This is a genomic window from Enterobacter cloacae complex sp. IR5402, from assembly GCF_049238125.1.
Lineage (GTDB): Bacteria > Pseudomonadota > Gammaproteobacteria > Enterobacterales > Enterobacteriaceae > Enterobacter > Enterobacter hormaechei_C.
Window position 1 is genome coordinate 1 of the sequence record NZ_JBMKHO010000017.1, and the last position, 26,596, is coordinate 26,596.

Annotated in this window: 28 protein-coding genes and 1 tRNA gene; 13 read left to right on the forward strand and 16 right to left on the reverse strand. The window is 54.8% G+C overall.

What is annotated here, in order from left to right:
* The 3 genes from ACOTXL_RS20485 to ACOTXL_RS20495 form a co-directional block, all read right to left on the reverse strand.
* A partial coding sequence (locus tag ACOTXL_RS20485) for a hypothetical protein (protein ID WP_410026696.1) occupies positions 1-617 on the reverse strand: 617 nt, incomplete at its 3' end.
* A gap of 102 nt (positions 618-719) precedes the next feature.
* Positions 720-887, reverse strand: a complete 168-nt coding sequence (locus ACOTXL_RS20490; protein ID WP_022649293.1) for a hypothetical protein — start codon at positions 885-887, stop codon at positions 720-722.
* A gap of 16 nt (positions 888-903) precedes the next feature.
* A complete protein-coding gene (locus tag ACOTXL_RS20495) occupies positions 904-1,095 on the reverse strand; it encodes a hypothetical protein (RefSeq protein ID WP_072193922.1) in 192 nt (63 codons plus the stop codon).
* 1,883 nt (positions 1,096-2,978) lie between these two features.
* Between ACOTXL_RS20495 and ACOTXL_RS20500 the strand changes: the two genes are divergently transcribed.
* Genes ACOTXL_RS20500 through ACOTXL_RS20515 form a run of 4 tightly spaced genes read left to right on the forward strand, consistent with a single transcriptional unit; the run spans position 2,979 to position 4,237 of the window.
* Entirely contained in the window at positions 2,979-3,539 is a 561-nt protein-coding gene (locus tag ACOTXL_RS20500) for a tyrosine-type recombinase/integrase (protein ID WP_023304377.1), read from the forward strand.
* A gap of 10 nt (positions 3,540-3,549) precedes the next feature.
* Positions 3,550-3,744 carry a hypothetical protein gene (locus ACOTXL_RS20505; RefSeq protein ID WP_023304378.1) on the forward strand — a complete coding sequence of 65 codons (195 nt, stop codon included), beginning with the start codon at positions 3,550-3,552 and terminating at the stop codon, positions 3,742-3,744.
* A gap of 5 nt (positions 3,745-3,749) precedes the next feature.
* Complete coding sequence (locus ACOTXL_RS20510; protein WP_023304379.1) at positions 3,750-3,947, forward strand: hypothetical protein; 198 nt, start codon at positions 3,750-3,752, stop codon at positions 3,945-3,947.
* Entirely contained in the window at positions 3,929-4,237 is a 309-nt protein-coding gene (locus tag ACOTXL_RS20515; RefSeq protein WP_023304380.1) for a hypothetical protein, read from the forward strand. The genes ACOTXL_RS20510 and ACOTXL_RS20515 overlap by 19 nt, the downstream gene beginning before the upstream one ends.
* Positions 4,238-4,629: 392 nt before the next feature.
* Here the strand turns inward: ACOTXL_RS20515 and ACOTXL_RS20520 are convergent, their stop codons facing one another.
* The 3 genes from ACOTXL_RS20520 to actS form a co-directional block, all read right to left on the reverse strand.
* Positions 4,630-4,998 carry a hypothetical protein gene (locus ACOTXL_RS20520; protein ID WP_029497222.1) on the reverse strand — a complete coding sequence of 123 codons (369 nt, stop codon included), beginning with the start codon at positions 4,996-4,998 and terminating at the stop codon, positions 4,630-4,632.
* A gap of 590 nt (positions 4,999-5,588) precedes the next feature.
* A tRNA-Gly gene (locus ACOTXL_RS20525) sits at positions 5,589-5,662 on the reverse strand.
* A gap of 80 nt (positions 5,663-5,742) precedes the next feature.
* The gene (gene actS / locus ACOTXL_RS20530; RefSeq protein WP_022651807.1) at positions 5,743-6,483 is read right to left on the reverse strand and encodes an amidase activator ActS; all 741 of its coding nucleotides are present in this window, start codon (positions 6,481-6,483) and stop codon (positions 5,743-5,745) included.
* Positions 6,484-6,646: 163 nt separating this feature from the next.
* On the opposite strand from actS, the gene idi reads away from it, so the two are divergent.
* The gene (gene idi / locus ACOTXL_RS20535) at positions 6,647-7,189 is read left to right on the forward strand and encodes an isopentenyl-diphosphate Delta-isomerase (RefSeq protein WP_045342392.1); all 543 of its coding nucleotides are present in this window, start codon (positions 6,647-6,649) and stop codon (positions 7,187-7,189) included.
* A 48-nt stretch (positions 7,190-7,237) separates the two neighbouring features.
* Here idi and lysS read toward each other — a convergent pair whose 3' ends face one another.
* The 5 genes from lysS to xerD all read right to left on the reverse strand — a co-directional run bounded on the left by lysS (position 7,238) and on the right by xerD (position 13,331).
* Positions 7,238-8,755 carry a lysine--tRNA ligase gene (gene lysS / locus ACOTXL_RS20540; protein ID WP_003863452.1) on the reverse strand — a complete coding sequence of 506 codons (1,518 nt, stop codon included), beginning with the start codon at positions 8,753-8,755 and terminating at the stop codon, positions 7,238-7,240.
* Between the two features lie 9 nt (positions 8,756-8,764).
* A protein-coding gene (gene prfB, locus ACOTXL_RS20545; protein ID WP_096147815.1) for a peptide chain release factor 2 occupies positions 8,765-9,863 on the reverse strand; the annotation gives its coding sequence in 2 pieces (ribosomal slippage) (positions 8,765-9,787 and positions 9,789-9,863; 1,098 coding nt in all).
* Between the two features lie 90 nt (positions 9,864-9,953).
* Positions 9,954-11,687 (reverse strand): single-stranded-DNA-specific exonuclease RecJ, encoded by a 1,734-nt coding sequence (gene recJ, locus ACOTXL_RS20550; RefSeq protein ID WP_045350796.1) that lies wholly within the window; start codon positions 11,685-11,687, stop codon positions 9,954-9,956.
* A gap of 5 nt (positions 11,688-11,692) precedes the next feature.
* Positions 11,693-12,406, reverse strand: coding sequence for a bifunctional protein-disulfide isomerase/oxidoreductase DsbC (gene dsbC, locus ACOTXL_RS20555; RefSeq protein WP_003863443.1), 714 nt, complete (start codon positions 12,404-12,406; stop codon positions 11,693-11,695).
* 28 nt (positions 12,407-12,434) lie between these two features.
* A complete protein-coding gene (xerD, locus tag ACOTXL_RS20560; RefSeq protein ID WP_003863442.1) occupies positions 12,435-13,331 on the reverse strand; it encodes a site-specific tyrosine recombinase XerD in 897 nt (298 codons plus the stop codon).
* A 101-nt stretch (positions 13,332-13,432) separates the two neighbouring features.
* On the opposite strand from xerD, the gene fldB reads away from it, so the two are divergent.
* On the forward strand, positions 13,433-13,954 hold the full coding sequence (fldB, locus tag ACOTXL_RS20565) for a flavodoxin FldB (RefSeq protein WP_003863440.1): 522 nt from the start codon (positions 13,433-13,435) through the stop codon (positions 13,952-13,954).
* A 1-nt stretch (position 13,955) separates the two neighbouring features.
* Here the strand turns inward: fldB and ACOTXL_RS20570 are convergent, their stop codons facing one another.
* Both ACOTXL_RS20570 and sdhE read right to left on the reverse strand, forming a co-directional pair.
* Complete coding sequence (locus tag ACOTXL_RS20570; RefSeq protein WP_003863439.1) at positions 13,956-14,366, reverse strand: protein YgfX; 411 nt, start codon at positions 14,364-14,366, stop codon at positions 13,956-13,958.
* Positions 14,347-14,613 (reverse strand): FAD assembly factor SdhE, encoded by a 267-nt coding sequence (gene sdhE, locus ACOTXL_RS20575; RefSeq protein WP_003863437.1) that lies wholly within the window; start codon positions 14,611-14,613, stop codon positions 14,347-14,349. The genes ACOTXL_RS20570 and sdhE overlap by 20 nt, the downstream gene beginning before the upstream one ends.
* 294 nt (positions 14,614-14,907) lie before the next feature.
* Here sdhE and ygfZ point away from each other — a divergent pair, with 294 nt between their 5' ends.
* Complete coding sequence (gene ygfZ / locus ACOTXL_RS20580; RefSeq protein ID WP_003863435.1) at positions 14,908-15,888, forward strand: tRNA-modifying protein YgfZ; 981 nt, start codon at positions 14,908-14,910, stop codon at positions 15,886-15,888.
* Between the two features lie 85 nt (positions 15,889-15,973).
* Here the strand turns inward: ygfZ and trhA are convergent, their stop codons facing one another.
* Positions 15,974-16,633 carry a PAQR family membrane homeostasis protein TrhA gene (gene trhA / locus ACOTXL_RS20585; protein ID WP_003863433.1) on the reverse strand — a complete coding sequence of 220 codons (660 nt, stop codon included), beginning with the start codon at positions 16,631-16,633 and terminating at the stop codon, positions 15,974-15,976.
* Positions 16,634-16,899: 266 nt separating this feature from the next.
* Between trhA and ACOTXL_RS20590 the strand changes: the two genes are divergently transcribed.
* From ACOTXL_RS20590 to ACOTXL_RS20615, 6 genes are all read left to right on the forward strand, one after another.
* Positions 16,900-17,631, forward strand: a complete 732-nt coding sequence (locus ACOTXL_RS20590; protein WP_023314798.1) for a MurR/RpiR family transcriptional regulator — start codon at positions 16,900-16,902, stop codon at positions 17,629-17,631.
* A gap of 116 nt (positions 17,632-17,747) precedes the next feature.
* Complete coding sequence (gene bglA, locus ACOTXL_RS20595) at positions 17,748-19,181, forward strand: 6-phospho-beta-glucosidase BglA (RefSeq protein ID WP_003863430.1); 1,434 nt, start codon at positions 17,748-17,750, stop codon at positions 19,179-19,181.
* 124 nt (positions 19,182-19,305) lie between these two features.
* Positions 19,306-19,665 carry a hypothetical protein gene (locus ACOTXL_RS20600; RefSeq protein ID WP_003863427.1) on the forward strand — a complete coding sequence of 120 codons (360 nt, stop codon included), beginning with the start codon at positions 19,306-19,308 and terminating at the stop codon, positions 19,663-19,665.
* Between the two features lie 48 nt (positions 19,666-19,713).
* Complete coding sequence (locus tag ACOTXL_RS20605) at positions 19,714-21,723, forward strand: protein-disulfide reductase DsbD family protein (RefSeq protein ID WP_045350798.1); 2,010 nt, start codon at positions 19,714-19,716, stop codon at positions 21,721-21,723.
* 1 nt (position 21,724) lies between these two features.
* Positions 21,725-22,327 carry a DsbA family protein gene (locus tag ACOTXL_RS20610; protein WP_045350799.1) on the forward strand — a complete coding sequence of 201 codons (603 nt, stop codon included), beginning with the start codon at positions 21,725-21,727 and terminating at the stop codon, positions 22,325-22,327.
* Entirely contained in the window at positions 22,317-22,817 is a 501-nt protein-coding gene (locus tag ACOTXL_RS20615) for a protein disulfide oxidoreductase (protein WP_032634255.1), read from the forward strand. Before ACOTXL_RS20610 ends, ACOTXL_RS20615 begins: the two co-directional genes overlap by 11 nt.
* A gap of 2 nt (positions 22,818-22,819) precedes the next feature.
* Here ACOTXL_RS20615 and ACOTXL_RS20620 read toward each other — a convergent pair whose 3' ends face one another.
* Positions 22,820-23,563 carry an SDR family oxidoreductase gene (locus ACOTXL_RS20620; protein WP_032610085.1) on the reverse strand — a complete coding sequence of 248 codons (744 nt, stop codon included), beginning with the start codon at positions 23,561-23,563 and terminating at the stop codon, positions 22,820-22,822.
* A 70-nt stretch (positions 23,564-23,633) separates the two neighbouring features.
* Entirely contained in the window at positions 23,634-26,507 is a 2,874-nt protein-coding gene (gcvP, locus tag ACOTXL_RS20625) for an aminomethyl-transferring glycine dehydrogenase (protein WP_045350800.1), read from the reverse strand.
* Positions 26,508-26,596 lie beyond the last annotated feature (89 nt).

The following is a 26,596-nucleotide window of genomic DNA, read 5'->3' on the forward strand; positions in this document are numbered from 1 at the left end:
ATCACATCATCATCAATGACCATTTGATCGCTTTCCGTGGTTGTTGCAACGCTTTCATGGGTGCCCTCAGCAACGATCACAGCGTCCTCTATGACTTTAATCATTGTTGGTGCTGGCGGTTCCAGGTGTTCTGGTGCATCCCAATTCGGTGCATCATCCGGCGTTTCCACTGCCGTAGCTGGTTCAGGCACTACGTCAGAAATGATATCAGGCTGCACTGTCAGTGCTTCTGGTGGAGTAATGTGCGCATCAGTGATCGGAAACGTGCGGTAAACTTTGGAACGATAACCAGGGTTTTTCTCTTTCGTGATTAGCCCTGCATCTTGCAGCTTCTGAATGAGTTTGCAGGTTCTCTCCCTGGATAAATCGATCACCTTTCCAAGTTCTGTCTGGCTTTCGTAACAGAAATTCCCTGAATTTTCCCACCCCTGAAAATAGCAATACAACTTTTGCGCCTTGGGGCAAAAGTCCATGTAACCATCCTGGAGGTTGGGAGAATAAATTCTGGGAATGTCTCGGAAATAATGTGGGGTGTTAATCGTACGATCTTTTACTTCACCAGTTTTCTTGTCTGTGTATTGGTAGTCTGCCTTAATCTCGGCGAGTGTTTTTGCCATTGTTCTATGCTCCTATGTATGCTCAGTAAATTACGAATGCTCTTCATTTGGGTTTTCTCCGCTTCTCATTCGTGGGGGGATGTAAATGCTGTTTCGTAGTTGTTACGCGCCAGCTTTCGAATATTTAACCGCCAGGTTTTGACACTCTTCAAGAAGTAGTGCGCTTACGCTCATTTTTCGGCGCTTTGCTTCTTTGAACAGAATCTGGAATGTGGCATCCGGGATCATTAACGATGTGGACGGCGGTAGTTTGGTTTTCTTCTCGATCATTCTGGTTTCCTCCTGGTTAGCTGGTCACTGGGGTGAAATTTGGTGTTGCTCGCCATTCGTCAAAGCGTCGGATCGCTTCCTCGAACATTTCCACCCTGTCCGTTTGTTCACTCTTACGCGCTCGGACAAGTGAACTGTAAACAAGTGTTCGTGTTGTTCGGCCTGTAATCAAATCTGCGTAAATTTGGTCAACGTTGAAGTAACGCATGTTGTTTGCTCCTGTTTGGTTTTCTCCAGACGCAAAAAAGCCCCCGCACCGTTTACCCGGTGGAGGCTGCAATTTATGCGTGATGGAATGTTGTTGGATGGGGATTAGATGATAATGATTATCACCATACTTTTAATAATACACTAAAAGCACACCTGTTGTCAAGCTATTTTTCAATAACTTCGAAAAAGTCAAGTGCATTACGTGCTTTATACCAAAAATGGATGGTTGCTGTCAATTGAAATTTGTGGTAGAACTTGCCACCAGAGAAGACAGCCACAAGAACAACGAAAAACAGCCTGTAACGCTCTCTGCGGCGTTCTGACGCTTTCAGGCTACCATTGCATTCCCTACCCTGTTTAAATCGCTCTACGGGCTTCCTGTGCGCCCTCTGGCACTTACCGAAACCAATAGCACAACTACAGAGGGATAACGGTAGTTATCAGGATAGTAGGTGTTGGTATTGGATTGAGGCTGGATGAACTGGAGCCATCAGCGAACAGTGAAGCCTTAGCCACTGACTTACTGAAACCTTGCATGGGTGAACGTTAGTTCATGAATGGATGGTTGAGGTTCGTCAGCTTATCAGATGGTCAATCAACGGTAGTTGGTTGGTCAGATGGTAATTCCGCGCACAGCGCAATGGTATTCGCCCACGGCGAAATCATCGTGTGCAGCCGTTTTCACGGTGGCAACGCCATTGCACCATACAGAACGCTTTGCTGCGTCGTGAGCGGAACGAGGCCAGCCAACGTAGCCCGAAAGGAAGCGAAGTAAGGCTGCTTGCCAGGAGTGACGGCGATTGACGCCAGGCAAATGATCTTTGCGACCAGCGCAAAAGGTCAAATCCACAAACATAGTCTTATAGATCTTAGTATTATAATTAAGTAGTCTTATAGTGTGACATAACGTCACAGATAACGTGCCCCAGGTGTGACATAACGTCACAGAAGTAGTTTGTAAGTGTGACATAACGTCACAGATAGGACGATTAGTATGTGTGACGCTCCGTCACATAGTCGGGTTTTTCCTGTATGTCATCATGCAGACATACGGGTTTTTCCCGTATATTACGAAAGTAACAAAACGTCACTTTCAGCCCTTCACCCAACGGTAGACCCTCGCCCTTCACCCAACGAATCGCACATGCAACAATCCTAAGAACAGCCAGAGGAAAATATTAGGTTATCCCTATCGAAACCCCGCATTAATAACGTCAAAACCTATCTTAAATGACAGGTAAAGATCCTGGGTAAATGTAAGCTAAAGTAGATTGTTCACTTTCATTGTAAAAATGCCCCACTTAGCTAAACCGTTGTGTAGTGCTGAATACAGCGCCATTTGTCATGAAAACTACTTTGCACCCGTGCCAGATTCGTTGAACGAGTTTTCTAAATTGAAACGATGTTTCTTTTTTCATGCCAAAACCCGCTAATTCATTAGCATTCTAATCATTTCATGATGCAATCAGTTGCAAGTGCATAAACTCCGCATAATCTGTGCATACAGGCAGGTTAGCGCCGCCCTCGCCTAACGACTCTACATTTATCACCATTAAATCAATGAGATAGATAACAACCACACACAAGCATTGGTAGTGTGATGTTCCGGTGTCACCGCTCTTCTTCGTGCCGATCTGGGGATTTGGCAACGTCCAAACATCTGTTTAGACTTGCCAACATTATGATTTTATTGAAGATATTCTCAACGGAAGGATTTTTCGATCTGGGTGTGCCTGATCTTCGCGTTCAGCAGTGGACACAATCGCGCCATCTACCACACACAACAACGATCATTTTTTGATCATTTGTATTGCAACTTACTGAAATTGATCATAATATTTATTTCATCGATTTAGATGTGTGACCTTGAAGGAGGGTAAATTGAACAGAGCAGTAGTGTTAGACGAACAGCAAGCTAAAGCGATCAGGGAGTGGCTAAACGCTCATAACAAGAGCCTGATAGCTGACGTTTCGTTAATAATGCAAGCCGCCGTACTGCGTGTGGGTGATGCCGTCGCTTTGCGCTTCGACGAAGTGATCAACGGTGAGATTGACATAGAAGAACAGAAGACAGGGAAGCGTAAAGCCCTCACCCTTCCGGCTCCAGTGGTGCAGATGATCGCACGTCGCCGTGCTGAGTTTCCGCATGATGTGCATGTGTTCAGGAGCCAACGTAACCGCTCGATGAACAAGCAAGCACCTGTACGACGCGAGGAAGTGAGTAAGCAGATCGCAGAAGCCGCTAAAGCTATCGGGATTTATGGCACTGTATCAGCACACAGCTTTCGAAAGGCGGGGGGGAATGCTCTTTATCGGCGTTCTGGAAATAACATTGCCCTCGCTATGACTGTGCTCAATCACAGCAACATCACCGACACCAGACGCTATCTGGATTTAGACAAGCAAGCCGTTAGCCGTGTGATCAATGAGATGGACTTATAAGGAGGTAAACATGAAATATCTTGTGCTGACGCTGGGGATCATGCCAGCCCTGGCGAATGCCGGACAGATAACCCTGATTCTCAGTGATGAACAGGAGACAGATAACGCGAAGATCTGCGTTTACAGCAACGCCAACTATACGGAGACAGTGACGATCAGACCATCGCAGCAATGCCGCTACACAATGACCTTTGAAGAGGAGTAATGAGTATGAAGATTATAGAGATGAACGAACACACCACAGCTTTCAGTCCTATTGAGAGCGAAGAAGAATTGAAATTCGCCGTAGCATTTTTGGACATGTGGCAGAGAAGCCAGGAGCACGGCGTGAACTTTGAACAGGTGTTGAAAGATGCAATTCAACAAGCAACACCGAACGAGGATCGTAAATGGGTGAGTATCAAATGACTAACAGTTACGGATTGAAAACGCCTGAACAATGGCAACAAGAAAGTATTCTTGCCCTGCTGTTTCATTACGACCACGTAGAAGCCTGTTTCATGGCAGACGCTATCAAGGTGTTACCAGAAGATCACGACGTGAACAGAGCGGAGGAGTATTTAGAAAGCCTGATAGAATGGCTGTCTGGTTATACGGACGAAAGCGAAATGAGAAAGGCTATCGAGTGTTACAGCGTCAAAGGCAGCGAACAGCAAACAGAATTTTTCTTAGGTGCAATTCTCGGAGGTGAGTATTGAAAAAGGAAGAAGAGCCGATCACCCGCTTTATCTGGTGTGGTGCTACGGTGTGCGTTTATACGCAGGTAGTGAAGTTTGCAGGGACGACGATACAGCGTCATCTGTTACCGAGAAATTTACGCAATGCTGTTAATAGTGCTGTGCAGGATGCTGAGAACATCCCACACAGCGATCCGACAAACAACAAACCACCACGGAGAGTTAGTAATGTCAGACCATCAGATCATAACAATGAGCCTTCGATTACTGCAAGGGGAAAGCAGGTACGCCAGTACAGGAAAGGCTGATATGCGTATTCGTGTTCCTGCGATGAAAGGTAGCCAACTGAAAGCCTTGCTTGATTACATACGCGCGTTGAAGTGAAGAAGCGGGGGGCGAGTTGCCCCCTGACCTTATGCCTTGATTAGCCATTTAGGAGGGATTTCGAGCCATTTCTGACTCTCTTCATCGTAGAAAAATACATCATCTACACCGTGTTCAATCAGATTCACTGGTTTCTCACCTATCGGGAGAGACAACTCCTCAATAAGAACAGCCAAAACACTATTCACCTGATCATTGCCATCCCAGGCAACATTTTTTTCCATGTGTTTTCCATGAAATCCATAGCGGATACGTAACTGCTTGTTGGTCATTACCATCCCCCTACTGTTTGCATTGTCTTGGTACATTGATTCAACAAAATCTCGTTGCTCTCCAGTCAAGGCGAGTATCTCCAACAAAAGAGTTAACTCCCTTCGTATTGATTCCTTATCTGACATACCCACCCTTGAGTGATTAAGATTAATCTCAGGTTATACAGGGTGCAAAAATTGTGCAACTAACAGATTTTGGACAATAGAAGCCTAATGCCCGTTGGTGGTAAGACAACGTGCGGAGCCGTTAGGCGACTTCATCAAGGGTTATGTCAGACAGTGAAGTTTATCAGGATGACCATGTACCCGAAGGAGCGAGGCCGAACCGCTGGCAGAGCTTGCATATGGTCTGCAAGTACCTTGCTCCGCTGCACTTCGCAAGGAGCGTTACCACCATAAACCTGTTTATTCCCTGCAACGTCATCGCGACGTGTGGCATGTGGGAGCATCGGCAAAAAATGCGCTTCACTGTAAGGTTATGAGAAGTGCGATCCGTCGCTGCCTGGTGTAGGCTTTGCGTTCATTGTTGGGCTATCGCGGTAAGAACTTGAAACCACCGCCGACGATTGGCTACACTCTCATTTCACCGAGTAACCATTCGTGACAAGTGTCAAAGTAGTGAACTATGGTAGAACGCCTAAGCATGTTAGTAAGCACTACTGCGTAACATGCTGAAAGAACCGGAGTTTTTCGAACGGTTCCACTTGGGGAGATTCTGGAGCGGGCGAAGGGAATCGAACCCTCGTATAGAGCTTGGGAAGCTCTCGTTCTACCATTGAACTACGCCCGCTTTGAGGTGCGTAAGGCATTATAGACCTTACGCCTCTTCATACAAGCCTTTACCCCACTAAGTGGCGATTAAATAATCACTTAGCATTTCGGCTTACTGCCCTGCGCCGGAAGATAACGCTGCGGATCGATGGCTGTGGCCTTATAGCGGATCTGGAAGTGCAGCTTCACCGTATCCGTCCCGGTACTGCCCATGGTCGCAATCTTCTGCCCCGCCTTCACGTTCTGCCCGTTATTGACCAGCATCGTGTCGTTATGCGCATAAGCAGTAATGTAGTCCTCACCATGCTTAATCATGATCAGGTTACCGTATCCACGAAGCTGGTTACCGACATAGACCACCTTCCCGGCCCCTGAAGCGTAAACCGGTGTACCGCGTGCGGCAGCGATATCAATACCTTTATTGCCACCTTCCGAGAGCGAGTACGGCGCAACCACTTTTCCGCTTGCAGGCCAGATCCAGCAGCGCTGACCGACCGGCGGCCAGGATGATTTAGGCACCTGATAGGATGGCGTGACTTTGGCTGTTTTACGCGTTGAGGACTTTTTCCCTGAGGAAGAACCGCCGTTTACCTTGAGCTTCTGCCCTACCTCAATAGTATACGGTGGAGAAATATTATTCAGGCGCGCCAGCTCCTTCACGCTGGTTCCCGTGGCGCGTGAGATACGGTAGAGCGTGTCCCCGCGCTTAACGGTATAGACTGCACCGGAATAACTGCCCATATCCGAAGATTTACTCCCCGAGCATCCTGCTACAAGTAGCGTCAGCGTCAGGCAGAAAACGGCAATGATCGGGTTTCTCGTCAGGCTTCCTGCAAACAAAACAGCTCCTCGGTCAGCGTGAATGGCGCACTATGATAGCAGCCCAAACTGATGCGGGTCATGCCCTTTTCCGCTCTGTGGGCCAAACCGTTCGCATAAGAATGCAGTATAATAATTCCGCTGATGGTGCTGAACCATTAAGCATTTTGGCACTGGAGCATCAATGAGTATTCAAGAACACGTTATTTTGGTAAATGACCAGGGAAAAGTGATTGGCACTCAGGAGAAGTACGCCGCGCACACGTCACACACCCCGCTACACCTGGCCTTCTCTTCATGGCTGTTTAACGCTAACGGAGAATGTCTGATCACCCGTCGCGCCTTAAGTAAAAAAGCCTGGCCCGGCGTATGGACCAACTCCGTTTGCGGTCATCCACAGGCCGACGAAGCGACAGAGCAGGCGATTATCCGCCGCTGCCGCTTTGAAGTCGGCGCCGAAATCACAGACATCACCCCCATTGCCCCGGAGTTCCGCTACCGTGAAGCCGACCCGTCAGGGATCGTTGAAAACGAAATCTGCCCGGTCTATGCCGCCCGCGTAACGAATACCCTCGCAATCAATGAAGATGAAGTGATGGAATATCAGTGGGTGGAGCTGGACGCGCTATTCCGCGCGCTGGACGCCACACCGTGGGCATTTAGCCCGTGGATGGTGCAAGAAGCGAACACTGCGCGTGAAAAACTCAGCGCCTTCGCGGCGCAATAAAAAAGCCCCGGCGATAAACGCACGGGGCTTTTTTTACGTCTTAACGGCTTATTTCACCGGACGCATCGCCGGGAACAGGATCACGTCGCGGATGGTGTGGCTGTTGGTGAACAGCATCACCATACGGTCGATACCAATACCCAGGCCAGCCGTCGGCGGCAGGCCGTGCTCCAGCGCGGTCACGTAGTCTTCGTCGAAGAACATCGCTTCGTCATCGCCTGCCGCTTTCGCGTTAACCTGATCCTGGAAGCGCTGCGCCTGATCTTCTGCATCGTTCAGCTCGCTAAAGCCGTTACCGATTTCGCGGCCACCAATGAAGAATTCGAAGCGGTCAGTGATTTCCGGGTTCTCGTCATTACGACGCGCCAGCGGAGACACTTCCGCCGGGTATTCGGTGATGAAGGTAGGCTGAATCAGGTGCGCTTCGGCCACTTCTTCGAAGATCTCGGTCACGATACGGCCCAGACCCCAGCTCTTCTCAACCTTAATACCGATGCTTTCAGCGATCGCTTTCGCAGAGTCGAAGTTATCCAGATCCGCCATATTGGTTTCAGGACGGTATTTCTTGATCGCTTCGCGCATGGTCAGTTTTTCGAACGGCTTGCCGAAGTCGAACACCTCTTCACCGTAAGGTACCTGGGTGGTGCCCAGAATGTCCTGCGCCAGGGTGCGGAACAGGGATTCGGTCAGCTCGATCAGATCTTTGTAATCCGCATAGGCCATATAGAGTTCCATCATGGTGAACTCTGGGTTATGACGTACGGAGATACCTTCGTTACGGAAGTTACGGTTGATCTCAAACACGCGGTCAAAACCGCCGACCACCAGACGCTTCAGGTACAGTTCCGGCGCGATACGCAGGTACATGTCCAGGTCCAGGGCGTTGTGATGGGTGATGAACGGACGAGCGGAGGCTCCACCTGGGATCACCTGCATCATCGGGGTTTCTACTTCCATAAAGTCGCGGTTAACCATGAACTGGCGAATGCCGGCCATGATCTGGGAGCGAATTTTGAAGGTCTTACGGGATTCATCGTTAGAGATGAGATCCAGGTAACGCTGACGATAGCGCGCTTCCTGATCCTGCAAACCGTGGAACTTGTCCGGCAGCGGGCGCAGGGCTTTTGTCAGCAGACGCAGCTCGGTGCAGTGGATAGACAGTTCACCGGTCTTGGTTTTGAACAGTTTACCTTTAGCGCCCAGGATGTCGCCCAGGTCCCACTTCTTGAACTGCTCGTTGTAGATGCCTTCCGGCAGGTCGTCACGAGAGACGTACAGCTGAATGCGGCCGCCAACGTCCTGTAAGGTCACGAAGGACGCTTTACCCATGATACGACGGGTCATCATGCGGCCCGCCACGGACACTTCAACGTTCAGCGCTTCCAGCTCTTCGTTCTCTTTACCGTCGAAGTCTGCGTGCAGTTGGTCTGAGGTGTGGTCACGACGAAAATCGTTCGGGAACGGCACGCCCTGCTCGCGCAGCGCTGCCAGCTTCTCGCGGCGGGTTTTCAGTTCGTTGTTAAGATCGACTACCGCGTCAGCGCCCTGTGCTTGTTGTTCAGACATGTTGGTTCCTCATAACCCTGCTTTCAAACTTGCTTCGATAAATTGGTCCAGGCTGCCGTCCAGCACCGCCTGCGTGTTACGGGTTTCAACCCCGGTGCGCAGGTCTTTGATGCGGGAGTCATCAAGGACGTAAGAACGGATCTGGCTGCCCCAGCCGATATCGGACTTGTTGTCTTCCATCGCCTGCTTCTCAGCATTTTTCTTCTGCATCTCCAGCTCATAAAGCTTCGCTTTCATCTGCTTCATGGCCTGGTCTTTGTTCTTATGCTGGGAACGGTCGTTCTGGCACTGTGTTACCAGCCCGGTTGGAATGTGGGTAATACGCACCGCAGATTCCGTACGGTTAACGTGCTGACCACCCGCGCCGGATGCGCGGTAAACGTCGATACGCAGGTCCGCCGGGTTGATGTCGATATCGATATCTTCATCCACTTCCGGGTAGACAAACGCGGAGCTGAAGGAGGTGTGACGACGGCCGCCGGAATCGAACGGGCTCTTACGCACCAGGCGGTGAACGCCGGTTTCAGTACGTAGCCAGCCGTAGGCGTAATCGCCAATAATCTTGATGGTGACGGATTTGATACCCGCCACTTCACCTTCGGATTCTTCGATAATCTCGGTTTTGAAACCGCGCGCTTCCGCCCAGCGCAGGTACATGCGCATCAGCATGCTCGCCCAGTCCTGTGCTTCGGTACCGCCAGAACCTGCCTGAATATCGAGATAGCAGTCAGCGCTATCGTATTCGCCGGAGAACATGCGACGGAATTCCAGCTGCGCCAGCTTCTCTTCCAGCACGTCGAGCTCTGCCACGGCTTCGTTAAAGGTTTCTTCGTCGTCGGCTTCGACAGCCAGCTCCAGCAGCCCAGAAACATCTTCCAGACCCTGCGCCATTTGATCCAGCGTATCTACGATGGCTTCGAGGGAAGAACGCTCTTTACCCAGCGCCTGCGCGCGTTCAGGTTCGTTCCAGACGTCCGGCTGTTCCAGCTCGGCGTTTACTTCTTCGAGACGCTCTTTCTTGGCATCGTAGTCAAAGATACCCCCTAAGAACGTCAGAGCGCTCCGTGAGGTCCTGAATGCGGTTTTTTACCGGATTAATTTCAAACATGGTCTGTTTTCTTTTATGAGCTTGTCAAAATGCGGTGATAAGAGCGGGATTGTACCGAATCCACGCCCTTTTTTATAGAGATTACTGACGCTAAATTGGCCAGATATTGTCGATGATGATCTGAAGGGAGCGGTTACCGCGGAACTCGTTAATATCCAGCTTATAGGCCAGCTCAACCTCGCGCACGCCGTTGTCCGGCCAGATGGAGGTATCAACGTTAAAGGCGATGCCGTCGAGCAGCGGTCCGCCGCCGACCGGTTCCACCATCACTTTGAGATGGCGTTCGCCCACGATGCGCTGTTGCAGCAAACGAAAACGTCCGTCGAAAAGCGGCTCCGGGAACATCTGCCCCCACGGGCCGGCATCGCGCAGCATCTGTGCCACCTCCATGGTCATTTCAGCCGGTGAAAGCTCACCGTCAGAAACCACTTCACCCTGCAACAGAGCCGGATCGATCCACTCGGTGACCAGTTCGCCAAACAGACGCTGGAACTCGTCGAACTTCGCCTCTTCCAGCGACAGGCCTGCCGCCATCGCGTGACCGCCGAACTTAATCATCAGGTTCGGATGCAGCGTATCCAGACGCTCCAGCGCATCGCGCATATGCAGCCCCTGAATGGAGCGACCGGAGCCTTTCAGCGTGCCGTCCCCGGCGGGGGCGAACGCGATCACCGGGCGGTGGAAACGCTCTTTAATACGCGACGCCAGAATGCCCACCACGCCCTGGTGCCATTCGGGGTGATACATCGCCAGCCCGCCCGGCAGGGTGTCACCGCTGCGCTCCAGCTTTTCGCACAGGGTCAGTGCTTCGGCCTGCATCCCCTGCTCAATCTCTTTACGGGTCTGGTTGAGTGCGTCCAGCTCACTGGCCAGCACGCGCGCTTCGCCGATGTTGTCACACAGCAGCAGCGCGACGCCAACCGACATATCGTCCAGCCGCCCCGCCGCGTTCAGGCGCGGGCCGAGGGCAAAGCCTAAATCGCTTGCCGCGAGCTTCAGCGGATCGCGGTTGGCAATTTCCAGCAGCGCCTTAATCCCCGGACGGCATTTACCTGCCCGAATGCGGCTTAAGCCCTGCCAGGTGAGAATACGGTTATTGGTATCGAGCGGCACCACGTCCGCAACGGTTCCCAGCGCCACCAGATCGAGATACTCCGCGAGGTTCGGCACGGCAATCCCGCGCGATTCGAACCAGCCCTTATCACGCAGCAACGTGCGTAACGCCAGCATCAGATAAAACGCCACCCCTACTCCGGCCAGCGATTTCGACGGGAAATCGCAGTCGCGCAGGTTCGGGTTAATGATGGCTTCGGCGGCAGGCAGGGTTTCGCCTGGCAGGTGGTGATCGGTGACCAGTACCGGGATCCCCAGCGCATGGGCATAATCGACCCCCGCATGAGAAGAGATCCCGTTATCCACGGTCATGATCATCTGTGCGCCACGGGCATGGGCCTGATCGACCACTTCCGGGCTGAGGCCGTAGCCGTCTTCAAACCGGTTCGGCACCAGGTAAGCCACGTTATCGCAGCCCAGCGCACGCAGGCTGAGCACGCTCAGCGCGGTACTGGTTGCGCCGTCGGCATCGAAATCGCCCACCACGACAATCCGCGTGCCTTCCCGGAACGCGTTGTAGAGCATTTCAGTCGCTTGTTCGATGCCACTCAGCGCTTGCCAGGGCAGCATGCCTTTGACGCTGCGCTCAAGATCGCTTGCCGTACGCACGCCACGGCTGGCGTACAGCCGCTTTAGCAGCAGCGGAAGCGTGTCTGGTAAATCCGCGGTTTCACCCGCATCGCGGCGGCGCAGTTTTATCGGGGCTTTCACGCGAATTATTTACCACCCATCTGTTTCTGGTGCTCGTCGAGGAACGCTTTCATCTCTTTTGGCCCCTGGTAGCCCGGCACCACATAGCCGTTACTCAGCACAATGGCTGGCGTACCGCTCACGCCAAACTGTACGCCCAGCGCGTAATGGTTAGCGATGTCGATATCGCAGGACGCGGGCTTCACGCCTTTGCCGTTCATCGCGTCATCAAAGGCCTTGTTGCGGTCTTTCGCACACCAGATCGCTTTCATATCCTGCTCAGGCTGGCTCTGCACGCCAGCGCGTGGGAAAGCCAGGTAACGCACGGTAATGCCCAGCGCGTTGTAGTCTTTCATCTCTTCATGCAGCTTGTGGCAGTAGCCGCAGGTGATGTCGGTGAAGACGGTAATAACGTGCTTTTCCTGCGCCGCTTTGTAGACAATCATCTCTTTTTCGAGCGCGTTCAGGTTTTTCATCAGCAGCTGGTTGGTGACGTTCACCGGCTGCGCGCCGCTCACGTCGTACATGGGTCCCTGAATGATGTGCTTACCGTCTTCGGTCACGTACAGCACGCCGCTGTTGGTCAGCACCGTTTTCATGCCAGCCACCGGCGCTGGCTGGATCTCGCTGCTGGCGACGCCGAGTTTCGTCAGAGACTGTTTAATGGCGGCATCATCCGCATGGGCAAAACCGGAAACCGAAGCTGCCAGCAGGGTGAACAGCGCTAAAGACTTTTTCATATATGTTCCTGTAACAATTCGTCGGCACTCACGCGCGAGGGTGGTGCTGTTGGTGTAGCTGCCGCAGGCGTTCCGTCGCGACATGGGTGTATATTTGCGTCGTTGAAAGATCGCTGTGTCCAAGCAACATCTGCACCACGCGTAAATCAGCGCCGTGGTTTAACAGATGCGTCGCGAAGGCGTGACGCAAAACGTGCGGCGACAGCTTCTCACTGTCAATACCCGCCAGTGTGGCGTAATGTTTAATGCGATGCCAGAACGTTTGTCGCGTCATCTGCTGCGCGCGCTGGCTCGGGAACAATACATCTATGGAGACGCCGTTCAGCAGCCACGGACGCCCGTGTTCCAGATACGTCTCCAGCCAGTAGACCGCCTCTTCACCCAGCGGCACCAGCCTTTCTTTGTTCCCTTTACCGATAACGCGCACCACGCCCTGACGCAGGCTGATATCGCTCATCGTCAGGCCCACCAGCTCGGAAACGCGCAAGCCCGTGGCATACAATAGTTCAAGCATGGCTTTATCGCGTAACTCCAGCGGAAGGTCAACTGCGGGCGACTGTAATAATCTCTCAACTTGTGCTTCGCTGAGATCTTTTGGCAGCCGCTGAGGCAGTTTAGGCGATGCCAGCAGTGCGCTGGGGTCATCCGCGCGGATCTTCTCGCGGTACAGGTGCTGGAACAGGCGGCGCATGGCGCTCAGCAGACGCGCGGAGCTGGTGGCTTTGTACCCCCCTTCCATCCGCTCAGCCAGCAACCCTTGCAGGTCATCGCTTTGCGCGCTTTCAAGCGTCAGCCCCCGATGCGCCAGCCACTCGACCAGCAGCGTGAGATCCCGACGATAGGCGCTGAGCGTATTTTCAGCGAGGTTTTTCTCCAGCCACAGCGCGTCGAGAAACTGTTCGATGAGTGCGAGATCCTTTTCCACATCAGCCCCTTTGGTTCTGCAATCTGGCCATTATGCCTGATTGCCATCGGTTTCTGGTACACTACGCGCAAAGTCATAGCAAGAATTGAGATAGTTACGCGATGAATATTGGTCTGTTCTATGGTTCCAGCACCTGCTACACCGAAATGGCGGCGGAGAAAATTCGTGACATCATTGGCCCGGAACTGGTGACGTTGCATAACCTGAAAGATGACGCGGTTGCCTTGATGGAGCAGTACGATGTGCTGATTCTGGGTATCCCTACCTGGGACTTTGGTGAGATTCAGGAAGACTGGGAAGCCATCTGGGATCAGCTCGATTCAGTCAATTTTGAAGGCAAAATCATTGCGATGTATGGCATGGGCGACCAGTTGGGCTACGGGGAGTGGTTCCTCGACGCGCTCGGCATGCTGCATGACAAACTGGCGCCAAAGGGCGCGACGTTTATCGGCTACTGGCCTACGGAAGGCTATGAGTTCACCAGCCCAAAACCCGTCATTGCCGACGGCCAGCTGTTTGTCGGGCTCGCGCTGGATGAAACCAACCAGTACGATCTCAGCGACGAGCGCCTCCAGACCTGGTGCGAACAAATTCTGGGTGAGATGGCCGAGCAGTTTAGCTGATTTATTCCTGCGTCGGCTGTTGCACGATTAGCCGGCGCAGATCCCGCCACTCCGCGGGATCCATACTGTCTGCGGCCAGCCACAGGTGCTGGCGACGGTTGTCCTCGACCCGACGCAGCCGTAGCATCATCCCGGTGTTAAGCATCCACGGCGTCCCCATCATCTCCCACTCTTTTCCCTGCCAGCGCAGGCGAGAATCCATCAGCAGCTTAATTTCACCCTGACGGGCGTTGATTCGACGCTGGCTGCGCACGCTATCAAACACCACAAACGACAGCAAAAGCAGCCACAGAGGGGTATAGCTTAGCGGCCACGGCACCAATAACACCATTGCCGCGACCAGACCGTGGAGCAGTAAGGACATCCACTGTGAGCGCCACGAGACGCGAAGATCAGATTGCCACAGGACCACGTTCCTGATTCCGTGTTTGAATTAATTGCACCATCCGTTGCAACTCGGTGTCGGCGGGCTTGCCGTGATTCATCAGCCAGTTGAATAAATCCGGATCGTCAGACTCAAGCAGACGGACAAACAGGCGCTTATCGTCATCGCTTAAGCTGTCGTACTCATACTCGAAGAAAGGCATGATGGAGATATCAAGTTCACGCATGCCGCGACGGCACGCCCAGTGAATACGGGCCTTGTTGTTAATATCCATGTTCTGTTTCCTGCATTACGTTTGGCACAGTCGGTATCCCGTTCGGTATTCATTATTGCTCTCCGGGAACACCTGCTAGTGTAACGTGTTTTTGACCGTTTCTTTACTGGAATATTGCGAACCTCGAGCAGGCTTCCTGAATAATCCTTATAAAGACAGCGGATTACACTATTTTGCGTAGCGCCACGTATAACCGCGTAATGGCACGAATGGCCTGCTGAAAGCGCTTGCATTGAATACAGTCTCTTTTACCATTAGGTATTATCAAAGCGTTAAGCAATTCAGGACATCACTATGGCATTTACACCATTTTCTCCTCGCCAGCCCGCCGCCTCTGCGCGTCTGCCGCTGACGCTGATTACTCTTGATGACTGGGCACTGGCGACACTGACCGGTGCGGACAGTGAAAAATACCTGCAAGGCCAGGTCACGGCGGACGTGGCGCAGTTGACTGAGCACCAGCATCTGCTGGCCGCGCATTGCGATCCAAAAGGCAAAATGTGGAGCAACCTGCGTCTGTTCCGCCGTCAGGACGGATTCGCCTTTATTGAGCGCCGCAGCCTGCGTGACGCCCAGCTTAAAGAGCTAAAAAAATACGCGGTCTTTTCTAAAGTCACCATCGCCCCGGACGATGAACACGTTCTGCTGGGGGTCGCGGGTTTCCAGGCGCGTGCAGCGCTGAAAAACCTGTTTGCCGAGCTACCGGATGCTGAAAAACAGCTGGTCAGCGAGGGAGCGACCTCCATTCTGTGGTTCGAGCACCCGACGGAGCGCTTCCTGCTGGTAACCGACGAAGCAACGGCGGAACGCGTCACTGACGCCCTGCGCGGTGAAGCACAGCTCAACAACAGCCAGCAGTGGCTGGCGCTGAACATCGAAGCGGGCCTGCCGGTCATTGACGCGGCAAACAGCGCGCAGTTTATCCCGCAGGCGACAAACATCCAGGCGCTGGGTGGTATCAGCTTTAAGAAGGGCTGCTACACCGGTCAGGAAATGGTGGCGCGTGCGAAATTCCGCGGCGCGAACAAACGCGCCCTGTGGACGCTGGCTGGTCACGCCAGCCGTGTGCCGGAAGCGGGTGAAGATCTTGAGATGAAGATGGGCGAAAACTGGCGCCGTACCGGCACCGTGTTAGCCGCCGTCCAGCTCGATGATGGCCGCCTGCTGGTGCAGGTTGTCATGAATAATGATATGGAGCCCGACAGCGTGTTCCGCGTGCGTGATGATGCAAACACGCTCAGCATTGAGCCGCTGCCGTATTCACTGGAAGATTGATGCTGTATCGCCCGGTGTTGATATTCACCCTCTCCCTGTGGGAGAGGGTCGGGGTGAGGGCATCAGACCGCACCTTACAAAAAAACTACACCTGCCCAACATACAGATAAATTGCCAGGAAGTGACACACGCTGCCGCCCAGCACAAAGCCGTGCCAGATGGCATGGTTGTACGGAATACGCTTGCAGACGTAGAAAATCACGCCCAGCGAGTAGACCACACCGCCCACCGCCAGAAGCGTCACGCCCCCCACCGCCAGCTTAATGGCTAACTGATACACCACAATCAGCGACAGCCAGCCCATTGTCAGATAGGTAACCAGCGACAACACTTTAAACCGGTGCGCAATGGTCAGCTTAAACAGGATCCCCAGCAGCGCCAGGCTCCAGATCACAATCATCAGGCCACGCGACAGCGGTGAGTTGAGCCCCACCAGCAAAAACGGCGTATAGGTACCCGCAATAAGAAGATAGATAGCGCAGTGGTCAAATTTCTTGAGCCATATCTTCGCCCGTTGATGCGGAATCGCGTGATACAGCGTTGAGGCAAGGAAAAGCAGGATCATACTCCCGCCATACAGGCTGTAGCTGGTAATGGCCATCGCGCTGGCGTTGGTATCCACTGCCTGTACCAGCAATAACACTAAGCCGACAATCCCAAAAACCAGGCCAATGCCATGGCTTATACTGTTGGCTACTTCCTCAGCCAGCGAATATCCCTGTGCGATTAATGGTCTGCTCACCATACTTAACTCCGGGAAAACAAAAGATGATTATTCATCGCCAGTCTATGCTAACTGAGAATGATTCCAGTGAACACCTGTTAGCTAAAATAAATCTATAATCAAGATTTATCCTTATAAATCAGTGTAATGAAAAATAAATCCACCGCACAGGTGTAAATGATTTCATTAACACCTGAGTAATCAAGGAGATAAATCCGTCTCCCGCCCTTCGTCATCATGGTATGCTTCAGGAATAGTGTCCGACAGCGAGTTTAGCCATTGTGAGTATGTTCAGCCATTCCGCCATTGCCAGCCTCAACAATCTGGAAATGATGGTCTACAACTATGTCATTAAGAACCGCGATAAAGTGATGTACATGACCATCCGCGAGCTGGCGGATGCTGCTGGGGTCTCCACTACCACTATCCTGCGCTTCTGCCGCAAGCTCAACTGCGATGGTTACTCGGAATTTCGGGTGCGCTTTAAACTCTATCTGGAGCAGAACGAGCCGCAGCAGGCGAATTTTGGTGCCAGTGAAATTATCAGCTTCTTTAAAAGCGTAAATAACGAAGAGTTTGACGCGCTATTAGATAAAGCCGTCGATATTATTTTATCATCTGAACGAATTATTTTTGTCGGTGCGGGCACCTCCGGATCGCTGGCAAAATATGGCGCACGTTTCTTTTCAAATATCGGCAAATTCAGTAACCATATCGACGATCCTTATTTCCCGGTCACTAACGACATGGCTAAAAATGCGCTGGCCATTGTACTCTCCGTCTCCGGCGAAACCGAGGAGATCCTGCGCTTCGCCAGCCAGTTCAGCCTGCACCACTGCAAAGTGCTCTCCGTCACCAGCCATGAACATTCTCGTCTCGCAAAGCTGGCGGACTTTAACCTCTCCTGGCATGTCCCGCAAACGCGTATTGGCGGCGTTTACGATATCACCACGCAAATTCCCGTCATCTATATTCTGGAATCATTAGGCCGAAAACTGGCGAAGAAATTAACAGAATAAAACATCTTGTTTTTTTGATGTGACAAATTACAATTTCCACAAATTGTTATATCGTGACATTTAATTCCGCTTTGCTAGACTCGAAATCAATAAGTCCTGAATTGAGAATAGCAAAGATGAAAAAACTCACCTTACCGAAAGATTTTTTATGGGGCGGCGCGGTGGCGGCGCACCAGGTTGAAGGCGGCTGGAACAAAGGCGGCAAAGGGCCAAGCATCTGCGACGTGCTCACCGGCGGCGCACACGGCGTTCCGCGTGAAATCACGCAGGAAGTGATTGAAGGCAAATATTACCCGAACCACGAAGCCGTCGACTTCTATGGCCATTACAAAGAAGACATTAAGCTGTTTGCCGAGATGGGCTTCAAATGTTTCCGTACCTCCATCGCCTGGACGCGCATCTTCCCGAAAGGCGACGAAACTCAGCCCAACGAAGAGGGGCTGAAGTTTTACGACGACATGTTCGATGAACTGCTGAAGTACAACATCGAGCCGGTGATCACCCTCTCCCACTTTGAAATGCCGCTGCATCTCGTTCAGGAATATGGCGGATGGACCAACCGTAAAGTGGTCGATTTCTTTGTGCGCTTCTCGGAAGTGGTATTTGAGCGCTACAAAAATAAGGTCAAATACTGGATGACCTTCAACGAAATCAACAACCAGCGCAACTGGCGTGCACCGCTGTTCGGCTACTGCTGCTCTGGCGTGGTCTATACCGAGCACGACAATCCGGAAGAGACCATGTACCAGGTGCTGCACCACCAGTTCGTGGCCAGCGCGCTGGCGGTGAAAGCCGCACGCCGCATTAACCCGGAGATGAAAGTCGGCTGCATGCTGGCGATGGTGGCGCTCTATCCTTACTCCTGCAAGCCAGAGGACGTCATGTTTGCTCAGGAATCCATGCGCGAGCGCTACGTCTTTACCGACGTGCAGCTGCGCGGCTACTACCCGTCTTACGTACTGAACGAGTGGGAGCGCCGTGGGTTCTCCATCAGGATGGAAGCGGGCGACGAGCAGATCCTGCGTGAGGGCACCTGCGACTACTTAGGTTTCAGCTACTACATGACCAACGCGGTCAAAGCGGAAGGCGGCACCGGTGACGCCATTTCCGGCTTCGAGGGCAGCGTGCCGAACCCGCACGTCAAGGCGTCCGACTGGGGCTGGCAGATTGATCCGGTAGGCCTGCGCTATTCGCTTTGTGAACTGTACGAACGTTATCAGAAGCCGCTGTTTATCGTCGAAAATGGTTTCGGCGCCTACGACAAAGTGGAAGAGGACGGCAGCATCAACGATGACTACCGCATCGACTACCTGCGCGCCCACGTGGAAGAGATGATGAAGGCCGTGACCTGGGACGGCGTGGATCTGATGGGCTATACCCCGTGGGGCTGCATTGACTGCGTCTCCTTCACCACCGGCCAGTACAGCAAGCGCTACGGCTTTATCTACGTCAACAAGCACGACGACGGTACCGGTGACATGTCCCGCTCCCGTAAGAAGAGCTTTGAGTGGTATAAAACCGTCATTGCCAGCAACGGCGAAACGCTGTAATGGCTCGCCCTCTCTGCAAGCGGAGAGGGCAAACCGCTTATCTTCCAGACACTTCTTTACAGCTTTTGCGTTGCCAAAATATGTTCGCCCGATAATATAGGCGTCCTGAATATTTGAGGCGAACATGATCAAGCGACAACGCAACGCTATCCTGCTTGTAGCCCTGGCCTGCCTGGTGGTGCTGATATGCACCGCCCAGCGGATGGCCGGGATGCACGCGCTTGTCATGAACGTCACCGCCACGAGCCAGTCTGTCCAGCAGGGGCAGGAGAGTACCGACGCACCGGTAACCCCGTGTGAGCTTAGCGCCAAGTCGCTGATGTCGGTCCCGCCTGTTTTGTTTGAAGGCGCCCTGATTGCCGTCACCCTGCTGCTGGCGTTGCTGGCAGCCAGCCCGCCGCGCCGCGAACGGCAGTGGCCTCCCCGCGTTATCTCCCCGCCCCGGTTAAGGGTGCATCTGCGATTATGCGTCTTCCGTGAATGAGCCTTCGCCTGTTACTTCAGGTTAATTCATCATTTACGGAGATAATTTATGTTTACTGTATTCAGGCGACTGCTGGTCTGCCTGCTTTGGCTATGGCTGCCCCTCAGCCAGGCTGCCGACAGCGGCTGGCTGCGCGCCGCCGATAATCAGCACGCCAGCGTCAGGCTGCGTGCGCAACCCGAAAGCACTGGCGAAACCCGCCTGCTGCTGGACGTCGCCCTGCAAAAAGGCTGGAAAACCTACTGGCGCTCGCCGGGCGAAGGGGGCGTCGCACCCGCGATTAAATGGCATCAGCCCGTCGAGGCGAAATGGCGCTGGCCTGTGCCGCAGCGTTTCGACGTCGCGGGTATCACCACGCAGGGCTATCACGGCGATGTCAGCTTTCCCATCACCCTGCGGGGCGACGTCCCGAAGATCCTGAGCGGCGTGCTTACACTCTCCACCTGTAGCAACGTCTGTATTCTTACCGACTACCCGTTTTCACTGAACATGACCGCATCCGCAGGCGCCGGTTTTGATTACGATTTCAGTCGGGCCATGGGCACCCTTCCGCTCAGCGGCGGGTTGACCTCAACGCTTAACGCCACCTATACCCCCGGCAAGCTGACCGTAACGGCGCAGCGTGACGCAGGCTGGCAGGCGCCGTCCCTGTTTATCGACGGTATGGATGATGTTGATTTCGGCAAACCGGCCCTCACCGTGCGCGGTGATTCGCTGGTCGCCACCGTGCCCGTGACGGACAGCTGGGGCGAGGCAGCGCCCAACCTCAGCGGCAAAACCCTGTCGCTGGTTCTGGCCGATAGCGGGCAGGCGCAGGAGTCCAGCCTGAGCATTCAGCCGGGGAACGCCGCGCCGACGCTCTCGTTAGGCTGGGTGCTGCTGATGGCGCTGGCTGGCGGTCTGATCCTTAACGTCATGCCCTGCGTACTGCCCGTGCTGGCCATGAAGCTGGGCACGCTGATGCAAACCGAACGGCAGGCGCGGGGTCAGGTACGCCGACAGTTTCTTGCGTCGGTAGCCGGGATCGTGATCTCGTTCCTCGCGCTGGCGCTGATGATGACGGTTTTACGCTTAGGCAATCAGGCACTCGGCTGGGGGATCCAGTTCCAGAACCCGTGGTTTATTGGTGCGATGGCGATGGTGATGGTGCTTTTCAGCGCCAGCCTGCTGGGGTTATTTGAAATCCGTCTCCCTTCCGTCGCCAGCACCTTCCTCGCCACGCGCGGCGGTAACGGGCTTGCGGGTCATTTCTGGCAAGGCGCGTTTGCCACGCTGCTTGCAACGCCCTGCACCGCGCCGTTCCTGGGTACGGCGGTCTCGGTCGCGCTGGCGGCGCCGCTTCCCCTGCTGTGGGGGATCTTCCTGGCGATGGGTATCGGCATGAGCCTGCCGTGGCTGCTGGTGGCGGTCTGGCCGGGGCTGGCCCAGCGCTTGCCGCGTCCGGGACGCTGGATGAACGTCGTACGCGTAGTGCTGGGGATGATGATGCTCGGCTCATCGCTGTGGCTGCTGAGCCTGCTGACGGTGCACATTGGCAGCCTGCCCGTCATCACGCTGGGCGTGCTCCTGATCCTTACGCTGCTGCTGGTCACCGCCTGGCGCTACCGCTGGCAAACGGCACTGCGCGCCGGGGTATTAGCTGTAGTGGTGGCCGGAGCAGTCGCGTTTGTATCCGGCTCCGGCGGCGAGGGTTCCCGCCGCGATCGTATCCACTGGCAACCGCTCAGCGAGCAGGCCATTGCCCGCGCGCTGGCGGAGAACAAACGGGTGTTCGTCGACGTGACCGCCGACTGGTGCGTGACCTGTAAAGCCAATAAATACAACGTGCTGCTGCGCGACGACGTGCAGGATGCGCTCTCCGCCCCGGACGTTGTCGCCCTGCGCGGCGACTGGAGCCGCCCCTCAGATACCATCAGCCAGTTCTTAACCACGCGCGGCAGCGCCGCCGTGCCGTTTAACCAGATCTACGGACCGGGATTACCGCAGGGCCACGTGCTGCCTGCGTTGTTAAGCCGTGAAGCGGTGCTGAGCACCCTGTCCGATGCAAAAGGAAAATAACATGAGAGCCTTAATTGCCTTACTTCTGCTGTCGTTATCAACGTTCGGTTTCGCCGCACCGTCAGATGACGCTTCCAGCGACCAGCTGGCAAAACTGTTGTTTAACGACCCCAACAGCCCGCGAACCGGCGCGGCATCGCCGAAGCTGACCATCGTCTCCTTCACGGACTACAACTGCCCGTATTGCAAGCAGTTCGACCCAATGCTGGAGAAAATCGTGCAGGAAAATCCCGACGTGCAGCTCATCGTCAAACTGCTGCCGTTTAAGGGACAAAGCTCGGTAAATGCCGCGAAAGCGGCGCTCTCGACGTGGCAGCAGGCGCCGGATAAATTCTGGGCGCTGCACCAGCGGTTGATGATGAAAAAGGGCTATCACGATGACGCCAGCATCGCCGCCGCAAAGGTCAAGACCGGAACGGACAGCATTAAAACGGATGATAAAACCCTGGACAGCCTAAAGATGAACCTCATCCTGGCGCAGGTGCTGAATATTCAGGGTACCCCGGCGACCATTATCGGCGACCAGATGGTGGCGGGCGCCATTCCGTATGACGACCTGGAGGGGCTGGTCAAAGAACAGCTGGCAAACGCCCGTGGCAAGTAAGCTTCCGCGCCTGCTGCGCGAGCTGGGCGTGTGGCTGCTGATTGGCGTAGCCGTGAGCCTGGCGGTGGACTATTTCCGCCAGCCCGCGCTGCCGCAGAATTTCTCCGCGACGGCACTGCACACCCTCGACGGTCAGCCCGTCGATCTTATCGCCATGAGTAAGGAGCGACCGCTGCTGGTCTACGTCTGGGCGACATGGTGCGGCGTCTGCCGCTACACCACGCCGTCGGTGGCGGCGCTTGCCGCGGACGGGGGTAACGTGATGTCGGTTGCGCTGCGCTCGGGCGATAACGCGACGCTCGAAACATGGATGAGGAAGAAGAAGGCGATGATGCCCACGGTCAACGACGCCAGCGGAGAACTGGCGCGTGAGTGGGACGTTAAGGTGACGCCAACGCTGGTGGTGATCTCTCACGGTGAGGTGAAGTCGATCACCACCGGCTGGACCAGCGGCTGGGGAATGCGCCTGCGGCTGTGGCTGGCGTCGTAGCGTTACTTCCCGCCAGCCAGCTCCAGGAAGCTACCGGTAACATAGGAGGCTTTGTCGCTCAGCAGCCAGGCAATGGCCTGGGCGACCTCCTCCGGCTGACCGCCACGCTGCATCGGTAACATCGACTTCACCCGATCCACACGCCCCGGCTCGCCGCCGGAGGCGTGAATATCGGTATAAATCAGGCCTGGCCGCACGCCGTTAACGCGAATGCCCTGTGCCGCCACCTCCAGCGCGAGGCCGGTAGTCAGGGAATCCACCGCCCCTTTGGAGGCGGCATAATCCACATATTCCCCCGGCGCGCCCAGTCGTGAGGCCGCCGAGGAGACATTCACAATCGCGCCGCCCTTGCCGCCGTGTTTATGCGACATGCGCTTCACCGCTTCACGGCAGCAGAGAAAATAGCCGGTGACGTTGGTAGCCAGCACGCGGTTAATACGTTCAGCGGAGAGGTTTTCAATGGTGGACTGTTCAAACAAAATTCCGGCGTTGTTCACCAGTGCGGCGAGCGGCTCACCTTCGCGATCGAGGCTGGCGAACATCGCCATCACCTGCGCTTCATCGCTGATGTCCGCGCGCATGGCAAAGGCTTTACCGCCCGCGTCCACGATCTGATTAATGACCTCTGTCGCGGCTTTGATGTTGTGATGAAAATTCACCGCAACGGTGTAGCCTTCGCTTGCCAGCTGTAGCGCGGTGGCTTTACCAATACCCCGGCTGGCGCCGGTGACCAGTGCAATTGCCATTCTTTTCTCCCAATAAAAAAGCCGGGTAGCGGCTTCGCTTTACCCGGCCTACGTTACTACAGGAACAACGTTACTGGTATTCGCTCATCGGTACGCAGGAGCAGAACAGGTTACGGTCGCCGTAAACATCATCAAGACGTTTCACGGTTGGCCAGTATTTGTTTACCACACCTGCCGGGAAGACAGCCAGTTCGCGGGTATAACCGTGGTTCCACTCTGCCACCAGTTCGTTCTGGGTATGCGGCGCGTTAACCAGCGGGTTATCTTCCAGCGTCCACTCCCCGCCTTTCACGCGGTCGATTTCGCTGCGGATCGCCAGCATGGCGTTGATAAAGCGATCCAGTTCCACCTTGCTTTCAGACTCGGTCGGCTCAACCATCAGCGTTCCCGCAACCGGGAAGGACATGGTTGGCGCGTGGAATCCGTAGTCGATCAGGCGCTTGGCAATATCCAGCTCGCTGATGCCCGTCTCTTCTTTCAGAGGACGAATATCGAGGATGCATTCGTGCGCCACGCGACCGTCGCGGCCGGTATAGAGCACCGGATAGGCGTCCTTCAGACGCGTTGCGATGTAGTTGGCGTTGAGGATCGCCACCTGGCTGGCCTGCTTCAGCCCTTCCGCGCCCATCATGCGGATGTACATCCAGCTGATTGGCAGGATAGAGGCGCTGCCGAACGGTGCCGCGGAGACCGCGCCCTGACGGGTCAGCATGCCTTCGATCTGCACCACGCTGTGGCCCGGCACAAACGGTGCCAGGTGCGCTTTCACGCCGATTGGGCCCATGCCCGGGCCGCCACCGCCGTGCGGAATGCAGAACGTTTTATGCAGGTTCAGGTGCGACACGTCCGCGCCAATAAAGCCCGGAGAGGTGATGCCCACCTGGGCGTTCATGTTTGCGCCGTCGAGGTAAACCTGGCCGCCGAACTGATGCACCACTTCACACACTTCACGGATAGTTTCTTCGTACACGCCGTGGGTGGACGGGTAGGTCACCATGATGCAGGAGAGTTTGTCGCCCGCCTGCTCGGCTTTGGCGCGCAGGTCGGCCAGATCGATGTTGCCGTTTTTGTCGCACGCCACAACCACCACTTCCATTCCTGCCATCTGGGCAGAAGCCGGGTTGGTACCGTGGGCAGAGCTTGGGATCAGGCAGATATCACGGTGGCCTTCATTGCGGCTTTCGTGATAGTGACGGATCGCCAGCAGACCAGCGTATTCACCCTGCGCACCGGAGTTCGGCTGCATGCAGAGCGCGTCGTACCCGGTCAGCTTCACCAGCCAGTCGGAGAGCTGGTTGATCATCATGTGATAACCTTCCGCCTGCTCAGCCGGGCAGAACGGGTGCAGCTCAGAGAATTCAGGCCAGGTAATTGGGATCATCTCAGCCGCGGCGTTCAGCTTCATGGTGCAGGAGCCCAGCGGGATCATCGCCTGGTTCAGCGCCAGATCTTTACGTTCCAGCGAGTGCATGTAACGCATCATCTCGGTTTCGCTGTGATAGCGGTTGAACACCGGATGAGTCAGGATCGCGTCGTCGCGCAGCATGCTTTCCTGAATGGAGCGGCTGTCGAGCGCAACCTCTTTGTCGAGCGTATCAACGTCCAGACCGTGTGCGTCACCCAGCAATACGTTGAACAGGGTCAGGATATCGTCACGGGTGGTGCTTTCGTCCAGCGTAATGCCGACCGCATTGTGAATGTCGCTGCGCAGGTTGATTTGCGCTGCCTCGGCGCGCGCCAGCACGGCCGCTTTGTCTGCCACCTCGACGCACAGGGTGTCGAAATAGTGTTCATGACGCAGTCTGAGACCTTTCTGTTGCAGACCGCAGGCCAGGATATCGGCCAGACGGTGGATGCGGCTGGCAATACGCTTCAGGCCTGCCGGACCGTGGAACACCGCGTACAGGCTGGCAATGTTAGCCAGCAGCACCTGCGAGGTACAGATGTTGGAGTTCGCTTTCTCGCGGCGGATATGCTGCTCGCGGGTCTGCATCGCCATGCGCAGCGCGGTGTTACCGGCGGCATCTTTCGATACGCCGATAATACGGCCTGGCATGGAACGTTTAAATTCATCTTTCGCGCCAAAGAACGCCGCGTGCGGGCCGCCGTAGCCCATCGGCACGCCGAAACGCTGGGCTGAGCCGAAGACAATATCCGCGCCCTGTTTACCTGGCGCCGTCAGCAGCACCAGTGCCATAAAATCAGCGGCGACGCTAATAATAACCTTACGGGATTTCAGCTCGGCGATCAGTGCGCCGTAGTCGTGTACTTCCCCGGTGGTGCCCACCTGCTGCAACAGCACGCCGAAGACGTCCTGGTGATCCAGCACTTTTTCAGCGTCGTCGACAATCACCTCAAAGCCGAAGGTTTCCGCACGGGTGCGCACCACGTCCAGCGTCTGGGGATGCACGTCCGCCGCGACGAAGAAACGGTTGGCGTTTTTCAGTTTGCTCACGCGCTTCGCCATCGCCATCGCTTCGGCGGCGGCGGTGGCTTCATCCAGCAGCGAGGCAGAGGCGATATCCATACCGGTCAGATCCAGCGTCACCTGCTGGAAGTTCAGCAGCGCTTCCAGACGGCCCTGGGAGACTTCTGGCTGATATGGGGTATAAGCGGTGTACCAGCCCGGGTTTTCCAGCATGTTACGCAGGATCACCGGCGGTAACTGCACGTTGGTGTAGCCCATGCCAATATAAGACTTATAGCGCTTGTTAAGGCTGGCGATGGCCTTCAGCTCCGCCAGCGCGGCGAACTCCGTCGTGGACTCGCCTACCTGCGGCGGCGTGGCAAGCTGGATGTCTTTTGGCACGATCTGGCCGATCAGTGCGTTTAATGAATCCGCGCCAACTGTCTTCAGCATCTCCTGCTGTTGCTGAGCATCCGGCCCAATGTGACGTTCAATGAAGGCGCCACGGTTTTCAAGCTGGCTTAAAGTCTGTGTCATGAGCGATGGTTCCTGAAACGTGCAGTGAATGTGTTTTCTCCCTCTCCCTAAGGGAGAGGGCTGGGGTGAGGGTATCGTCTGGTGGCCAC

Coding starts and splice junctions, on each gene's coding strand:
- sdhE (WP_003863437.1), bottom strand. CDS start 14,613: ATGGATATTAACAACAAGGCCCGTATTCACTGGGCGTGCCGTCGCGGC.
- ACOTXL_RS20515 (WP_023304380.1), top strand. CDS start 3,929: ATGGGTGAGTATCAAATGACTAACAGTTACGGATTGAAAACGCCTGAA.
- ACOTXL_RS20590 (WP_023314798.1), top strand. CDS start 16,900: ATGTTCAGCCATTCCGCCATTGCCAGCCTCAACAATCTGGAAATGATG.
- dsbC (WP_003863443.1), bottom strand. CDS start 12,406: ATGAAAAAGTCTTTAGCGCTGTTCACCCTGCTGGCAGCTTCGGTTTCC.
- ACOTXL_RS20510 (WP_023304379.1), top strand. CDS start 3,750: ATGAAGATTATAGAGATGAACGAACACACCACAGCTTTCAGTCCTATT.
- ACOTXL_RS20610 (WP_045350799.1), top strand. CDS start 21,725: ATGAGAGCCTTAATTGCCTTACTTCTGCTGTCGTTATCAACGTTCGGT.
- ACOTXL_RS20505 (WP_023304378.1), top strand. CDS start 3,550: ATGAAATATCTTGTGCTGACGCTGGGGATCATGCCAGCCCTGGCGAAT.
- ACOTXL_RS20605 (WP_045350798.1), top strand. CDS start 19,714: ATGTTTACTGTATTCAGGCGACTGCTGGTCTGCCTGCTTTGGCTATGG.
- ACOTXL_RS20620 (WP_032610085.1), bottom strand. CDS start 23,563: ATGGCAATTGCACTGGTCACCGGCGCCAGCCGGGGTATTGGTAAAGCC.
- trhA (WP_003863433.1), bottom strand. CDS start 16,633: ATGGTGAGCAGACCATTAATCGCACAGGGATATTCGCTGGCTGAGGAA.
- ACOTXL_RS20600 (WP_003863427.1), top strand. CDS start 19,306: ATGATCAAGCGACAACGCAACGCTATCCTGCTTGTAGCCCTGGCCTGC.
- ACOTXL_RS20520 (WP_029497222.1), bottom strand. CDS start 4,998: ATGTCAGATAAGGAATCAATACGAAGGGAGTTAACTCTTTTGTTGGAG.
- gcvP (WP_045350800.1), bottom strand. CDS start 26,507: ATGACACAGACTTTAAGCCAGCTTGAAAACCGTGGCGCCTTCATTGAA.
- ygfZ (WP_003863435.1), top strand. CDS start 14,908: ATGGCATTTACACCATTTTCTCCTCGCCAGCCCGCCGCCTCTGCGCGT.
- idi (WP_045342392.1), top strand. CDS start 6,647: ATGAGTATTCAAGAACACGTTATTTTGGTAAATGACCAGGGAAAAGTG.
- lysS (WP_003863452.1), bottom strand. CDS start 8,755: ATGTCTGAACAACAAGCACAGGGCGCTGACGCGGTAGTCGATCTTAAC.
- fldB (WP_003863440.1), top strand. CDS start 13,433: ATGAATATTGGTCTGTTCTATGGTTCCAGCACCTGCTACACCGAAATG.
- ACOTXL_RS20495 (WP_072193922.1), bottom strand. CDS start 1,095: ATGCGTTACTTCAACGTTGACCAAATTTACGCAGATTTGATTACAGGC.
- bglA (WP_003863430.1), top strand. CDS start 17,748: ATGAAAAAACTCACCTTACCGAAAGATTTTTTATGGGGCGGCGCGGTG.
- ACOTXL_RS20490 (WP_022649293.1), bottom strand. CDS start 887: ATGATCGAGAAGAAAACCAAACTACCGCCGTCCACATCGTTAATGATC.